The 14,346-nt window shown below is 71.0% G+C and carries 13 protein-coding genes, 1 pseudogene and 1 riboswitch; of the genes and pseudogenes, 1 reads left to right on the forward strand and 13 read right to left on the reverse strand.

Annotated features, from left to right (window positions below; translation table 11 throughout):
- Positions 1-7: 7 nt before the first annotated feature.
- Positions 8-334 (reverse strand): hypothetical protein, encoded by a 327-nt coding sequence (locus GEV07_00720; protein MQA01292.1) that lies wholly within the window; start codon positions 332-334, stop codon positions 8-10.
- Positions 335-621: 287 nt separating this feature from the next.
- On the opposite strand from GEV07_00720, the gene GEV07_00725 reads away from it, so the two are divergent.
- The gene (locus GEV07_00725; protein MQA01293.1) at positions 622-825 is read left to right on the forward strand and encodes a hypothetical protein; all 204 of its coding nucleotides are present in this window, start codon (positions 622-624) and stop codon (positions 823-825) included.
- 294 nt (positions 826-1,119) lie between these two features.
- Here the strand turns inward: GEV07_00725 and GEV07_00730 are convergent, their stop codons facing one another.
- The 12 genes and pseudogenes from GEV07_00730 to GEV07_00785 form a co-directional block, all read right to left on the reverse strand.
- Positions 1,120-2,355, reverse strand: coding sequence for a sigma-70 family RNA polymerase sigma factor (locus tag GEV07_00730; GenBank protein MQA01294.1), 1,236 nt, complete (start codon positions 2,353-2,355; stop codon positions 1,120-1,122).
- Positions 2,352-2,747 (reverse strand): annotated as a pseudogene (locus GEV07_00735) (YciI family protein). Before GEV07_00735 ends, GEV07_00730 begins: the two are co-directional and overlap by 4 nt.
- 84 nt (positions 2,748-2,831) lie before the next feature.
- Positions 2,832-5,693, reverse strand: coding sequence for an aminomethyl-transferring glycine dehydrogenase (gcvP, locus tag GEV07_00740; protein MQA01295.1), 2,862 nt, complete (start codon positions 5,691-5,693; stop codon positions 2,832-2,834).
- 126 nt (positions 5,694-5,819) lie between these two features.
- Positions 5,820-5,926: riboswitch (glycine riboswitch) on the reverse strand.
- Between the two features lie 105 nt (positions 5,927-6,031).
- Complete coding sequence (locus tag GEV07_00745; GenBank protein ID MQA01296.1) at positions 6,032-6,520, reverse strand: MerR family transcriptional regulator; 489 nt, start codon at positions 6,518-6,520, stop codon at positions 6,032-6,034.
- Between the two features lie 278 nt (positions 6,521-6,798).
- Entirely contained in the window at positions 6,799-7,299 is a 501-nt protein-coding gene (locus GEV07_00750; protein ID MQA01297.1) for a bifunctional nuclease family protein, read from the reverse strand.
- Between the two features lie 180 nt (positions 7,300-7,479).
- Positions 7,480-8,169: a MerR family DNA-binding transcriptional regulator gene (locus tag GEV07_00755; protein ID MQA01298.1), complete on the reverse strand. Its 690-nt coding sequence runs from the start codon at positions 8,167-8,169 to the stop codon at positions 7,480-7,482.
- A gap of 26 nt (positions 8,170-8,195) precedes the next feature.
- The gene (locus GEV07_00760; protein MQA01299.1) at positions 8,196-8,717 is read right to left on the reverse strand and encodes an FHA domain-containing protein; all 522 of its coding nucleotides are present in this window, start codon (positions 8,715-8,717) and stop codon (positions 8,196-8,198) included.
- 51 nt (positions 8,718-8,768) lie between these two features.
- On the reverse strand, positions 8,769-9,149 hold the full coding sequence (gcvH, locus tag GEV07_00765; protein MQA01300.1) for a glycine cleavage system protein GcvH: 381 nt from the start codon (positions 9,147-9,149) through the stop codon (positions 8,769-8,771).
- A 95-nt stretch (positions 9,150-9,244) separates the two neighbouring features.
- Positions 9,245-10,495, reverse strand: a complete 1,251-nt coding sequence (locus tag GEV07_00770) for a DUF881 domain-containing protein (protein MQA01301.1) — start codon at positions 10,493-10,495, stop codon at positions 9,245-9,247.
- 43 nt (positions 10,496-10,538) lie between these two features.
- A complete protein-coding gene (locus tag GEV07_00775) occupies positions 10,539-10,871 on the reverse strand; it encodes a DUF1290 domain-containing protein (GenBank protein MQA01302.1) in 333 nt (110 codons plus the stop codon).
- Positions 10,868-11,761, reverse strand: a complete 894-nt coding sequence (locus GEV07_00780; protein MQA01303.1) for a DUF881 domain-containing protein — start codon at positions 11,759-11,761, stop codon at positions 10,868-10,870. Before GEV07_00780 ends, GEV07_00775 begins: the two co-directional genes overlap by 4 nt.
- Positions 11,762-11,807: 46 nt before the next feature.
- A complete protein-coding gene (locus GEV07_00785) occupies positions 11,808-14,315 on the reverse strand; it encodes an NTP transferase domain-containing protein (GenBank protein MQA01304.1) in 2,508 nt (835 codons plus the stop codon).
- Positions 14,316-14,346: the final 31 nt, after the last annotated feature.

Consider the following 14,346-nt stretch of genomic DNA (forward strand, 5'->3'; position numbering starts at 1 on the left):
GTTTATATCAGCGCCGACGGCTCACCGCGGCGGCGAGGTTCACCACGAGGATGCCCAGCCAGACGATGATGAGGCCCACCACGCCGGTGTTCCCCGCGACGACGGCGATTCCGGTCAGCGGGACGCCCAGGGCCGTGGTGACGATGCCGAGCGCGAGCTGGCCACCGTCCATGCCCTGCCGTGCCGGGCGGCTCGGCTGCTGCGCGAGCCGACTGTCGATGCGCGCGTCGATGGTCTGCTCGAGCCGTTCGAGGAAGCCCTCGACCAGCGCGCCCTCGTACTCGGGGCCGAGCTCGCGGCGGGCGTCCAGGGCCGCGTGCAGGTCCGCGCTCATCGCCGCGTCGGGGCGCCGCGCCGGCGGCCGGTGGTGTGCCGGGTACCGGGGCGCCGGCGGCGTACCCGGTCGGGCTCGACCTGGGGTGTTGTCCACACCACCCTTTATACCCGAGACGCGATATGTCGCAAGGCAATTGCCGCTTCCAGATGCCGGATCGGACGGATACGGAGGATCACCCCCTGAACACGCCGGAGGATAACCGCCGGCGTAGGGTGAAGTGCGCCACAATGGACCTGTTGTGAAGGTCACAACAGGCACCGAAACAGTTGCGGAGGAACACGACGATGTGCGCCCACCAGCCACGGTGCCCGGAGGCTGACACCTCCGAGCGCGAAGCGGCACGCACCGTGGCCAGCCACCCCGAGCAGGGATGGAGCCTGCTCTGTAACGGGGTCGTCCTCTTCGAGGACACGGGCGAACTACTGCCCAGCGGTCAGGTCGTCGCCCCACACCGACCGACCGGCGGGCCGAAAGCCCCCGCCGCGTAGCTGCGCGGGGAACAGCCCCGAGAACCACACACTGCCCCGACCTCAGTGTCGTACGCGTCCCCAGGAGCGCCGTTCTCGTGCGCCCGAGAACGGATGTCGACCAGTTCGCCGGTCAACATCCGTGTGCGTAACCGCTGAGTGGCCCGGCCGGTCGGCGACCGAACTCCGCCTTCTTCGGTTCGATACCGGCGTCGCCCGGGCCGAACCACCCCGCTGGTCGCCGCCGACCAGCGGGCACGACGAGCTCCGGGTTGCCGTCGCCGTCGAGGTCCCGGGGTTGGCCGGGCATAGCTGCTACAGCTGGCCGAGTCGGTCCGCCTGTGCCTGTAGGTACCGCTGTTCCGGGATGCTCGTCGTCAGCCGGGCCGCCTCCCGGTACCCGGCGAGTGCGCCTTCGGCGTCGCCGGCCCGCTCCAGCAGGTGGGCCCGTACCGCGGTGAGCCTGTGGTGGTCGCCGAGCGTGTCGTCGAGCGACTCCAGCATGGCCAGGCCGGCGCGGGGGCCGTCCACCATGCCGACGGCCACCGCGTGGTTGAGCGTGACCATCGGGCCGGGTGCGAGCCGTTCGAGCAGCCGGTACAGGCCGACGACCTGCGGCCAGTCGGTGTCCTCGGCACGGGCGGCCTCCGCGTGCACGGCCGCGATGGCGGCCTGCACCTGGTACGGGCCGACGGGCGCGCGCGTCAGGGTGTCGCCCACCAGCGCGAGACCCTCGGCGATGGCCGCGGTGTCCCAGCGGCTACGGTCCTGCTCGGCCAGCGGTACCAGGCTGCCGTCGGCACGGGTACGGGCCGCACGGCGCGCGTCCACCAGCAGCATCAGCGCGAGCAACCCGGCGACCTCGCCGTCGTCGGGCAGCAGTGCGCGTAACGTCCTGGTGAGCCGGATCGCCTCCGCCGTCAGGTCGCTGCGGTAGAGCGCGGCGCCGGACGTGGCCGTGTGCCCCTCGGTGAAGACCAGGTACAGGACGTGCAACACCGCGGCGAGCCGGGCCGGACGCTCCCCTACAGGCGGCGGCTGGAAGTGAGCGCCGGCAGCCTTGATCCGCGCCTTGGCACGGCTGATGCGCTGCGCCATGGTCGTCTCCGGCACGAGGAACGCCTTGGCGATCTCGGCGGTGGTGAGGCCGCCGACCGCGCGCAACGTCAGCGCGATCTGCGACGCCGGGGTGAGCGACGGGTGGCAGCACAGGAACAGCAGCGTCAGCGTGTCGTCCGCGTCCGCCAGGTCGCCGTCGGCGGGGTCCTCGCCCTGCCGGTCCGGTTCCTGCGCCGCGAGCCGCGGCTCGCGGCGCCGGTTCGGCTGCTCGCTGCGCAGCTGGTCGGTCAGCCGGCGGTTGGCGACGGTGATCAGCCAGCCGCGCGGGCTGTCCGGCACGCCCTCGGCCGGCCACTGCGTCACGGCGGCGAGCAGCGCCTCCTGCACGGTGTCCTCGGCGGCGGTGAACTCGTGCCGGTGCCGAAGCGGCGCGGCGAGGACCTGCGGCGCCAGGTCGCGCAGCAGGTCCTCGAGTGCGGCCGGGGTGGTCACATCTCCTGGCCGGAGTCGCCCATGATCGGTCGCACCTCGACGCCGGCGAACCTGGCGTCAGGGAACCGGGTCGCGATCTCCACCGCCCGCTGCTGGCTTTCGCAGTCGACGACGAAGTAGCCCGCGAGCTCTTCCTACGCCTCGAGGAACGGGCCGTCGGTGGTTGCCGGCACCCCACTGCGCACGCGTGCCGTCTTCGTCGTGCTCGGGTCGGCGAGCGGCACGCCCGCCACCAGCTCACCGGACTCCGTGATCTCCGTCAGCAGCGCCTCGAACTGCGCGCTCAGCTCCGCCCGCTCGCCGTCGGACATCGCCAGCGCCTGCGGCGTGCCGAGGAAGGACGGGTGCCCCCAGTTCTCCTGGTTGGTGTAGATCATCAGCAGGTACTTCATCTCGCTCCTCTCCGGCACGGTACCCACACTGGGTCCGTCACCACAGAGGTCGAGACGGCCGGCCGGATCTCGACACCGCCGGCCTCAGGCCTCGGCGAGCTCCTCGATCGGCGGGCAGGAGCACATCAGGTTCCGGTCGCCGTACGCCTGGTCGATCCGGCGTACGGGTGACCAGTACTTCGTCGCGGTCGCCTCGGCGGACGCGCCCGCGCCGGCGGCCGGGTAGGCGGCCTCCGCCCGTGTGTACGGGTGCTGCCACTCCCCCGTCAGGCAGACGGCGGTGTGCGGCGCGTTGCACAGCGGGTTGTCGTCGGCCGGCCAGTCGCCGGCGGCGACCCTGTCGATCTCCTGCCGGATCGCGATCATCGCGTCGCAGAACCGGTCCAGCTCGCTGAGGTCCTCGCTCTCCGTCGGCTCGATCATCAGCGTGCCGGCCACCGGGAACGACATGGTCGGCGCGTGGAAGCCGTAGTCGATCAGCCGCTTGGCGACGTCGTCGACGGTGACGCCGCTCGTCTTCGTGAGCTCCCGCAGGTCGACGATGCACTCGTGCGCGACCAGCCCGTCGCGGCCGGTGTAGAGCACCGGGTAGTGCGGCTGCAGCCGCCTGGCCACGTAGTTCGCGGTGAGCACTGCGGCCTTCGTCGCCCTGGTCAGGCCCGCGCCGCTCATCATCCTTATGTACGCCCAGGTGATCGGCAGAATGCCGGCCGACCCCAGCGGGGCGGCGGCGACCGGGGTGTCCTCGCCGGGCAGGTAGGGCGCGAGGTGGTTGCGCGCGGCGACCGGTCCGACCCCGGGACCTCCACCACCGTGCGGGATGCAGAACGTCTTGTGCAGGTTCAGGTGGCTCACGTCGCCGCCGAACTTGCCCGGCTTCGCCAGTCCCAGAAGCGCGTTCAGGTTGGCGCCGTCGACGTACACCTGGCCGCCGGCCTCGTGCACGAGTGCGCACAGCTCGGCGACGGTGCTCTCGTAGACGCCGTGCGTGGACGGGTAGGTGATCATGATGGCGGCGACCCGGCCGGCGTGCGCGTCGAGCAACGCCTGCAGGTCGGTGAGGTCGACGTTGCCGCCGTCGTCGCAGCCGACCACGACCACCCGCATGCCGGCCATGATGGCGCTGGCGGCGTTCGTGCCGTGCGCGGACGACGGGATCAGGCAGACGTCGCGCTGGTCGTCGCCGGCCGCCCGGTGGTAGCCGCGGATGGCGAGCAGCCCGGCGAGCTCGCCCTGGCTGCCGGCGTTCGGCTGCAGCGACACGGTGTCGTAGCCGGTGATCTCCGCCAGCCAGGTGGTCAGCTGCTCGACCAGCTCGGCGTAGCCGGCCTGCTGGTCGGCGGGCGCGAACGGGTGCATCTCGGCCCACTCCGGCCAGGTGATGGGTTCCATCTCCGCGGTCGCGTTGAGCTTCATGGTGCACGACCCGAGCGGGATCATCCCGCGGTCGAGCGCGTAGTCCTTCGTCGCAAGGTGGTGCAGGTAGCGCAGCATCGCGGTCTCCGAGTGGTACCTGTTGAAGACCGGGTGGGTGAGGTACGCGGACGTCCGCGCGAGGGCGGCGGACACGGCGTCCTCGGTGGACGGGTCGAGCGCCTCGACCGAAAGCCCGGTGCCGCCGAACGCCTGCCACGCCGCGTCCAGGTGCGCGGCGACGGTGGCCTCGTCGCAGGCGACGCCGACGTGGTCGTCGTCCACCAGCCGGAGGTTGACGCCGAGCGCCGCGGCGCGCTCGACGACGGCCGCCGCCCGTCCAGGCACCCTGGCCAGCACGGTGTCGAAGAAGTGCTCGTGCACCACCTCGACACCGATGTCGGCGAGCCCGGCCGCGAACACCGCCGCGTACCTGTGCACGCGCTGCGCGATCCGGCGCAGCCCTTCGGGGCCGTGGTAGACCGCGTACATGCTGGCCAGCACGGCGGGCAGCACCTGGGCCGTGCAGATGTTGCTGGTGGCCTTCTCCCTGCGAATGTGCTGCTCCCTGGTCTGCAGGGCGAGCCGGTACGCCGGGTTGCCGTCCGCGTCCACGGAGACGCCGACCAGCCGGCCGGGCAGCGACCGCTGCAGTCCGTCGCGGACGGCGATGTAGCCCGCGTGCGGGCCGCCGCCGGCCATCGGCACGCCGAACCGCTGGGTGCTGCCGACGGCGATGTCCGCGCCGAAGTCGCCGGGTGCGCGCACCAGCGTCAGCGCGAGCAGGTCGGCAGCGACGATCGCGAGCATGCCGCGGTCGTGGGCGGCGGCAATCGTGGCGGCGTAGTCGCGTACCCCGCCGGTGGCGCCCGGGTACTGCAGCAGCACGGCGAAGAAGTCGCCTTCGGGCAGCTCACCGCCGGCGAGGTCGGCCACCGTCACGTCGATGCCGACCGCCTCGGCGCGGGTGCGCACGACCGCGAGGGTCTGCGGCAGGCAGTCCGCGTCCACGAGCAGGGCGTCGCCGCGGCGTACGCTGCGCTTCGCCAGCGACATCGCCTCCGCGGCCGCGGTCGCCTCGTCCAGCAGCGACGCGTTCGCGACCGGCAGCGCCGTCAGGTCGGCGACCATGGTCTGGAAGTTGAGCAGTGCCTCCAGCCGGCCCTGCGAGATCTCCGGCTGGTACGGCGTGTACGCGGTGTACCAGGACGGGTTCTCCAGCACGTTCCTGCGGATCACCGGCGGCGTGATGGTGGCGTAGTAGCCGAGCCCGAGCATGGCGGTACGGACCTGGTTGCGTGCGGCCAGCGCCCGCAGCTCGGCCAGCGCCTCCGCCTCGGAGACCGCCGGCGGCAGGTCAAGGCCGGTCGTGTCGCGGATGTCCTCGGGGATGGTCGCCGTCACGACGGCGTCGGCACTGGGATAGCCGAGGGCCTTCAGGATCCGGGTCTCCGCGTCCACGTCGATGCCGACGTGCCGGTCCACGAACGGCCAACCGGTGTGCAGGTCGGCGAGTGAGGGACGGTCGGTCACGAGGAACTCCTCCCGCTCGGTCGCGCCCAGTGACTCTCGGGGTCACCAGCGCGAATCTCCTGGCGTCCCCGATCTGTCACCGCGTGCGCCCACCGCCGTGGTGAGCTAGTACGGCTCCAGAGCGGTCCCTCGCACGTGGTCGTGGGTGCCTGAGAGTTTCCGGGGATGGTTGCCCCTTCGGCGCCGCCCGCCCACCTGGCTTGGTGCCGGCCAGTCTCTCCCACGTGGAGTCGTTGACCGGGTCCCACGATACCCAACCTGACCGGTCGGGTCGGCCACTGCCGCGGCGTGGCGTAATCAGCCCGGGTCAGCCCGCGTGTCGCGGGCGCCGCGGGTCATCAGCTGGCGTGCCTGGTGGCCCGCCGGCGGGCGAGCTCGTCGTGCGGGTGTGCCCCGTCGTCGTCCTCCTCGACGGGCAGCTCACCTGGCAGCTCCGCCAGGGTGCCTTCGACCTCGCTGCGTACCCGGCCGAGCGCGATGCCGAACACGCCCTGCCCGCCCTGCAACAGGTCCACGACCTCGTCGGGCGAGGTGCACTCGTACACGGTCGCGCCGTCGCTCATCAACGTCACCTGGGAGAGGTGGTCGATGCCCTGCTCGCGCAGGTGCTCGACGGCGGAACGGATCTGCTGCAGTGACACGCCCGCGTCGAGCAGCCGCTTGATCACCTTCAGCACGACGATGTCGCGGAAGCCGTAGAGCCGCTGGCTGCCGGAGCCGGTGGCCGTGCGGACGGTCGGCTGAACCAGGCCGGTACGCGCCCAGTAGTCCAGCTGTCGGTAGCTGATCCCGGCGGCGCTGCAGGCGGCCGGGCCACGGAAGCCCATCTCCTCGGGGATGCTCGTGTCGAGCTCCTCGAACAGCAGTCCCTGCTCGGCGGCGCGACGGCGCGCCTCGGGGCTGACGACACCATCCACCTTGTCGCCGCTTGCTGACACTCCGACCTCCGGACCTAGGGCGAAACCGAGCAGACCCACCGATGTAACTACAGGCGTGTAGTAGCCACTTCTGTGAAGGTATGCCGTTCGTGTGGGCCGGTCAACCAACGGGACGGCGCGTCGCTCGGAAATCTCACCCTGAAGTTGAGGTCGAGGGTCTAGACGGTCTATCCGGACCCGGACCCCGGCGGCGTGTCACCCAGGTGGCGGCCAAAATCCTCCGGCGAGATGGTGTCGAGGAACTCGCGGAACTTCTCCACCTCGTCCTCCTGCTCCCCCGGCATGCCCACTCCCTCGGCGGCGAGCACGTCCTCACTGCACACGATGGTGGCGCCGGTGCGCAGCGCGAGCGCGACCGAGTCGGACGGCCGGGCGCTGAGCTCGACCCCGTTGGAGAAGACCAGGTCGGCGTAGAAAGTGCCGTCGCGCACCTCGACGATCCGTACCTCCGCGAGGCTGACCTGGAACGCCTCGAGCAGGTTGCGGAGCAGGTCGTGGGTGAGCGGCCGCGGCGGCGTCATGCCGTTCTGCGCGTACGCGATCGCACTCGCCTCGACGGGGCCGATCCAGATCGGCAGATAGCGCTCGCCCTCCTCCTCTTTGAGCAGGAGTACGGGCTGCTGCGAGGGCATCTCGACACGGACCCCTACGACGGCCATGCGGTTCATCGTGCGCTCACCGCCTGCGATTCTCGAGGAGAGGGCATCACTTCCTTACCCAAACCTACACGCCTCGACGGACGCGGTCAGGATGCCTCGGGGGACCGATTTGGGTGGCGAAAGCCCTGCTACGCCTGTGCGTGACCTTGTGAATGCCGGCCGTTGGCCGGGCGCGGCGCGGATAACGAATCAGAGTCGATCCAGGCGGGACTTGACCAGCGTCGCGTGCAGCCGCACGAAGAGCGCCGCGATCGCCCGGCCGGTCTCGTCCGCGGTGTCGCCGCCGTCGGCCTCGCGCTGGCCGCGCAACGGGGTGAGGACCTGCCCGACCAACCCGACCTCGCGGTCCACCGCGGCGCGGAACCCGCGGAGGTGCCGCGGCTCGATGCCGTACGAGCTGAGCTCGGTCACCGTCCGTGCGATCAGCAGCGCGTCCGCGTCGTACCGCACGGTGCCGGGCATCGGCAGCACGAGGCCGTGCTGCTCGAGCACGTCCAGGTGCTCCTCGGTGAGGCCGCTCGCGGTGAGCAGCTCGTCCCGGCTCAGCCGGGTCTGCGCGCCGGCCTCGTCACCGAACTGCTTCGCCCCCGGCAGGCCGGCGGTGACCGGCGGCTGCGGTCCCTGCGGCGCGGACGTGACCGGCTGGCCGTTGTCGAGGGCGTCGAGCTGGTCCTTGATGACCCGCAGCGGCAGGTAGTGGTCCCGCTGCGCGGCCAGGATGTACTGCAGGCGCTCCAGGTCGGTGTGGGTGAACTTCCGGTAGCCGGACGGCGTGCGGTCCGGCTCCACCAGCCCCTCGGACTCCAGGAAACGGATCTTGGAGATCGTGATGTCGGAGAACTCAGGACGGAGCTTGGCCAAAACCTCGCCGATCGTCATGTACGACCGGTTCGGGAGCGCGGAGCTCACTCCTGACCAACCTCCGGTGCCTCGAAGAAGACCATCCGGAACTTTCCGATCATGACCTCGTCTCCACCGGTCAGCGATGCGGTGTCGATGCGGTCCTTGTTCACGTAGGTGCCGTTGAGGCTGCCCACGTCGGCGACGGAGAAGTCGGTACCGGTGCGGCGGAACTCCGCGTGCCGGCGCGACACGGTGATGTCGTCGAGGAAGATGTCGCTCTCGGCGTGCCGGCCGACGGTGGTGACGTCGCGGTCGAGGAGGAACCGGCTGCCGGCGTTCGGCCCCCGGCGGACGACCAGCATGGCCGTGCCCGGCCGCAGTGCCTCGACCGTCGCCACGTCCTCGGTGGGCGCCTCGTCCTCACCTTCGCCGAGGTCGGCGACCCGCCAGGTCAACGTGGACGTCGTCGCGCCCGGCTCCCCCACGGGGTCACCGGCATGCGTCAACGCGGTGCCGCAGTTCGCGCAGAAGCGCGACTCCTGCGGGTTCGCGTGCCCGCACTGGGTGCAGTACACGGTGGCCATCGACGTTGCCCTCCTCAGCTAGCGCGGCCGCCACCTGGCAGCTTGCTCGCGCTATGACTCCAGTGTCTTCGCGTATGCGTCGGCGTCCATCAGAGCGTCGACTGCGCTGCGGTCGCGCACCCGAATCTCTACCATCCAGCCTTCACCGTAGGGATCCGAGTTGACCAGATCCGGCTGGCCGTCGAGCGCCTCGTTACGGGCGGCAATCGTGCCGGCCAGCGGAGCGAAGATGTCCGAGACGCTCTTCGTCGACTCGACCTCGCCGATCGCCTGGCCGGGCTCGACCTCCTCGCCGACCTCGGGCAACGAGACGAACACGATGTCTCCCAGCGCATCCTGCGCGTACTGCGTGATGCCGGCGCGTACGACGTCGCCGTCCGGCGTGCTGACCCACTCGTGGTCGGACGTGTACTTGAGGTCGTCCGGGTACACAGGAGGTTCCTCCTCGCGTTGGCTCTGCGCTGTGTAGACGGAGGGTATCCGGCCGCCCGAAGACGCCTTCGCCCGGTCTGTGGTGTCGGGCGCGGTCAGGATTTTCGTACCGCGGTGACCGCCACCGATTGGCTCTTCGTCACCGTGCCATCGGCGCCGGCCCGGTGCAACGTCTCCAGCACGCCACCTGGGATGTCCATCGCCGTGGCGAGCGTGTGCGGGTCGCCGATGGCCTTGATCCGGTACGGCGCCTCCAGCTGTTTGCCGTCCAAGAGCACCCCGTCCTTGCCGTCGGTGAAGTAGCTGTCCACGGCCAGCCGCACGTTGCCGATCTGCAGCACCTCCGCGCCTGCGTCGCGCAGCTCCTGCACGGCGTTGAGCAGGTCGCTTGCGGTGACCCCGCGGTCCGGGTCGCTGACCACGAGCTCGATGCCGGGGCCGGTCGCCGGCTCGGTGCCCGCGAGGATCGCCAGCGTGTGCTGGCGCTCCTGGGCCGCCTTCCGCGCGGTCTGGCTGTCGTCGCTCTCCAGTGCGGCCTTCTCCTGCTCCAGCCGGGTCACCTCCTTGCGGAGGTCCTCCTGCCGCTTGTTCAGCCGGTCGAGCAGCCCCACCAGCTCGGACTGCCGCAGGCTGGAGAAGGAGGATTCCTGCGAGGTGGACTTGGCCTGCACGGACAGCGCGAAGCCGAGGATCAGGCAGGCCACGGCGATGAGCGCCTGGGTGCGGTTCGCCTGCGGTGCGATCAGCTCCCGCAGCCGCTCCCGCGGGGTCACCTTCCTGGCGTGGGCCCCGCGCCGCTGCCCGCGCGAGGGACGTTCCGCGCTCTCGGACGCCGCCGCGACCTGGTCGGCCGGCTCGTCGTCCTCGTCCTCGGCGGGCTCGTCGCCGTCGGCGGGTTCCTCCTCCTCGGTGAGCTCCTCGTCGCTGGCCGCCGCGTCGTCTTCGGCTGGCTCGTCGTCGTCGCTCGCCGCGTCGTCTTCGGCTGGCTCGTCGTCGCGGGCCGCCGCATCCTGGTCGGCCGGCTCGTCGTCCTCGTCCTCGGCGGGCTCGTCGCCGTCGGCGGGTTCCTTCTCCTCGGTGAGCTCCTCGTCGCTGGCCGCCGCGTCGTCTTCGGCTGGCTCGTCGTCGCGGGCCGCCGCATCCTGGTCGGCCGGCTCGTCGTCCTCGTCCTCGGCGGGCTCGTCGCCGTCGGCGGGCTCGTCGCCGTTGGCCGCGTCCTCCGCGGTGGGCTCGTCGTCGGTCGCCGCGTCGGCTTCGTCCGCCGCTGTCGGCTCGGTGGGCTCGTCGAGGTCGTCAGCGGGCTCGTCGTCGCGGTCGTCGGCCGGACGGTCGGGTCGGTTGCTCATCACTCCCCCTCGGTGAGCTCGACGACATGGGACGGGACCATCGTCACGCCTTCAACAGGCCGCGCCGGATCGCGGCGACGTTGGTGAAGATCCGGATGCCGAGCACGACGATCACACCGGTGGACAGCTGCGCGCCGACCCCCAGCTGGTCGCCGAGGAAGACGATCAACGCGGCGACGAGCACGTTGGAGACGAACGACACCACGAACACCTTGTCGTCGAACAGCCCCTCCAGGATCGACCGGAACGCGCCGAACACCGCGTCGAGCGCCGCGACGATCGCGATCGGGAGGTACGGCTGCAGCCAGCCGGGCACCGTCGGGTGCAGGACGAGCCCGAGCACGATCCCGATGGCCAGCGCGACGACAGCGATCATGGATTGTCCTTACCGCGTGCGTACTGCAGGGTCACGGAAGACGCGGCCGGCAGCCGCATGTCGCGCCGGTCGCTCATCTCGAACCGCATGTCGAAGCTGGTCTGCAGGGTCTTGAAGTAGCTGCCCGCAGGACCTTCGGCGAACGACGCCTGCAAGGAGTTCGGGTCACCGATCGCCCGCACCCGGTACGGGCGGGCGAGCGGGCGGTAGTCCACCAGCACTGCGTCGCCGGCCTCCCTGATGGCCGTCAGCGCGGTCAGCCGTACCCCGTTGATGGCGATCGCCTGGGCGCCCGCCGCCCACAAGCCGTTGACGAGGAGCTGGAGATCGCGGTCCAGCACCCTGCCGCCGACGTCCTGGTCGTCGAGGTCGTCGCCCCTAGCGTCGTCCACGACGACCAGCACACCGTCGCCGTGCACCGCGTTGAACCCGGTGATGTCCTGCAGTCCCTTCAGCTGCTGCACCTGCTGCGCGCCGCGGGTGTCCTTGGCCAGGGCCTGCCGCTGCGCGCGGCCGTACTGCTGCCGGGTCTTGGCGAGCTTCCGCTCGAGGGCGGCCACGTTCGCCGACCGGTCCCGCGCCTCCTGAACCAGGGCGTCGTGGTCGACGGCGGACTTGGGCGCGTCGACGGCGAGCTGGCGCACCCCGGAGGTGGCCAGCAGTGCGCACACCACGAGCAGCGCGAAGAACGCCGTGCGCCTGACGACGCGCACTGACAGCCGCGGGCGCGCGGCGTGCGGCGACCCCACCCGCAGCTTCCTGGCCGCGCGGTAGTCGTCCTCGATCCGCTCCTGGAGCAGGTCGTTGATCATGGACATGGACGCGTCCAGGCGCTTGGCACGCTCGGGCTGCTTGCCCTGGGGTGCCGCCTTGAGACGATCCGATGCCATCGGTCACCCCCGCGACGTCGTCCACTCTGGTCGGCTCTGCATTGTGTCAGTCGCCGGTCACCGGCGCAGCAGCCTCCACGACCTCGGCCCACTCGTCGAGCAGATCCTGTACGGCGTCGTCGTCTGGCGCCTCGGCCAGGATATGGGTGACCGGCTCGGCCGGGTCCGGCAGGATCAGCGCCCACCGGTCGTCACCCTCGATGATGCGCAGGCCGTCGGTGGTGTCCACCGGCCGGTCGCCCGCGGCCTCGAGCACCGTGCGCATGACCTGGCCCTTGCCGGCCCACGGCGTCGGCACCGCGCGGCGGAGCAGGTGCATCTCGGGGATGCGCGCCTCGATCTCGCTGACGGTGATGTCGTCGCGCGCGACCAGGCCGAGCAACCGCACGAACGCCGCGACGCCGTCGATGGACGGGCTCACCGCCGGGATCACGAAGCCGCCCCTGCCGTCCGCACCGAGGATGACGCCGTCCCTGGACGCGGCGGTGAGCGCGGGCGCGCCGGTTGCCGTCCACTCGATGCCGACGCCGTGCGTCTGGCCGATCCGCTCGGCGAGCCTCGTGGTGGTGATCGGCAGCGCGACCTTGCCCTGCCGCACCTCGGCGGCGACCAGGTCGAGGAAGACCAGTAGCGCCCGGTCGTCCGGCACCAGCGAGCCGCGCTCGTCCACCAGGCTGATCCGCTCCCCGACCGGGTCGAAGCGCACCCCGAAGGCCGCACGCGACGACGACACGAGCGTCGCCAGCCGTTCCAGGTCGCGCATCCGGTCCGCGAGCGTCTCCGTCGGCGAGGCCTCGTCGAGACCGCTGCCGACGGTCAGGGCGTCGACGCCGCAGGCGCCGAGCAGCTGCGGCAGCACGATCGACGAGGAGCCGCCCGCGCAGTCGACGACGACCTTCAGCCCGGCCTCCCTGATGCCGGAGGTGTCCACGCACGACAGCAGCTCCTGCACGTAGAGCTCGACCGTGCGGGGCGGGTAGGTGAGGTCGGCGATCTCGCCGGGGAACGCGCGGCGGAACTCCTGCCGGGAGAACAGCCGCTCCAGCTTGCGCTGTGCGGCGGCGGTGAGGTCGGCGCCGTTCTCGTCCAGGAAGATGATGTCGACGCTCTGCGCGTCGCCGGGTGACGTGCGGATGAGGATGCCACCCGACACGTCCCCCCGGGACGTCTCGAACCTGGCCACAGGCACCGGGCTGAGCTCGATGTCGCGCACCTCGATGCCGCCTGCGTTGAGCGCGCTCACCACGGCGCGCTTCAGCGTGCGCGCGGCGCGGGAGTGGTCGCGCGCGACGATGACCGCGTCGCCCTTGCGCAACGTGCTGGCATACGCGCTCGCCAGCCGCACCGCGAGCTCCGGCGTCATCTCCACGTTGATCAGCCCACTGACGCCGCGGGTGCCGAACAGCCCCCGGTGGCCGCGCGACTCCCAGACCACGCTGGTGTTCACCACGGCGCCGGCCTCGATGGTCTTGAACGGGAAGACCTTCACCCCGGACGAGACGTACGCCTCCTCCTCGATGACGCACTCGTCCCCGACGATCGAGCCTTCCTCGATCCGTGCGCTGCGCATCACGTCGGTGTTCTTGCCGATCACGCAACCGCGCAGGTTCGTCTGGCCGCCGATGAACGCGTTGTCCTGCACGATCGCGCGATGCAAGAACGCGCCGTCCTTGACGATCACGTTGCTGCCGAGCACGGTGCCGTCGCGCAGCTCGACGCCGTTCTCCACCTTCGCGTAGTCGCCGATGTAGAGCGGGCCGCGGAGTACGGCGTCCGGGTCCAGCTCGGCGTCCTCACCGACCCACACGCCTGGCGCCATCTCGAAGCCGTCGATCTCGATGCCGGTGCGGCCGGAGAGCACGTCGGCGTGCGCCTTCAGGTAGCTGTCGTGGGTGCCGACGTCCTCCCAGTAGCCGTCCGCGACGTAGCCGAACAGCGGGGCGCCGGCCTCGAGCAGCTTCGGGAAGACGTCGCCGGACCAGTCCACGACCTCGCCGGCGGGCACGTGGTCGAGGATCTCGGGCTCGAGTACGTAGATGCCGGTGTTCACGGTGTCGGAGAACACCTGGCCCCAGCTCGGCTTCTCCAGGAACCGCTGGATCCTGCCCTCGTCGTCGACGATGGTGATGCCGAACTCCAGCGGGTTCGGCACCCGCACCAGGCAGACGGTCGCGAGCGCGCCGTTCTCCTGGTGGAACGCGACCAGCTTCTCCAGGTCGATGTCGGTGAGCGCGTCGCCGGAGACGACGACGAACGTGTCGTCGGTGAGCGCTTCCGCGGCGTTCTTCACGCTGCCCGCGGTGCCGAGCGGCGCCTCCTCGGTCGCGTACTGCAGGGACATGCCGAAGTCCTCGCCGTCGCCGAAGTAGTTCCGGATCAGCGACGCCAGGAACTGCACGGTCACCACCGTCTCGGTGAAGCCGTGCCTGCGGAGCAGCCGCAGGACGTGTTCCATGATCGGCCGGTTGACGACGGGGAGCAGTGGCTTCGGGGTGTTCGCGGTGAGTGGTCGCAGTCGCGTCCCCTCGCCGCCTGCCATCACTACTGCACGCATGTCACCTCCTGTGCTTGGCGACGGTCGAGGC

The organism is Streptosporangiales bacterium (assembly GCA_009379825.1).
Taxonomy (GTDB): Bacteria; Actinomycetota; Actinomycetes; order Streptosporangiales; family WHST01; genus WHST01.

Bases quoted from the DNA above. Each gene is read 5' to 3' on its own strand.
- GEV07_00750 (MQA01297.1), bottom strand. From the start codon at position 7,299: ATGAACCGCATGGCCGTCGTAGGGGTCCGTGTCGAGATGCCCTCGCAG.
- GEV07_00770 (MQA01301.1), bottom strand. From the start codon at position 10,495: ATGAGCAACCGACCCGACCGTCCGGCCGACGACCGCGACGACGAGCCC.
- GEV07_00760 (MQA01299.1), bottom strand. From the start codon at position 8,717: ATGGCCACCGTGTACTGCACCCAGTGCGGGCACGCGAACCCGCAGGAG.
- GEV07_00725 (MQA01293.1), top strand. From the start codon at position 622: ATGTGCGCCCACCAGCCACGGTGCCCGGAGGCTGACACCTCCGAGCGC.
- GEV07_00775 (MQA01302.1), bottom strand. From the start codon at position 10,871: ATGATCGCTGTCGTCGCGCTGGCCATCGGGATCGTGCTCGGGCTCGTC.
- GEV07_00780 (MQA01303.1), bottom strand. From the start codon at position 11,761: ATGGCATCGGATCGTCTCAAGGCGGCACCCCAGGGCAAGCAGCCCGAG.
- GEV07_00755 (MQA01298.1), bottom strand. From the start codon at position 8,169: ATGACGATCGGCGAGGTTTTGGCCAAGCTCCGTCCTGAGTTCTCCGAC.
- GEV07_00745 (MQA01296.1), bottom strand. From the start codon at position 6,520: ATGGGCTTCCGTGGCCCGGCCGCCTGCAGCGCCGCCGGGATCAGCTAC.
- GEV07_00720 (MQA01292.1), bottom strand. From the start codon at position 334: ATGAGCGCGGACCTGCACGCGGCCCTGGACGCCCGCCGCGAGCTCGGC.
- GEV07_00785 (MQA01304.1), bottom strand. From the start codon at position 14,315: ATGCGTGCAGTAGTGATGGCAGGCGGCGAGGGGACGCGACTGCGACCA.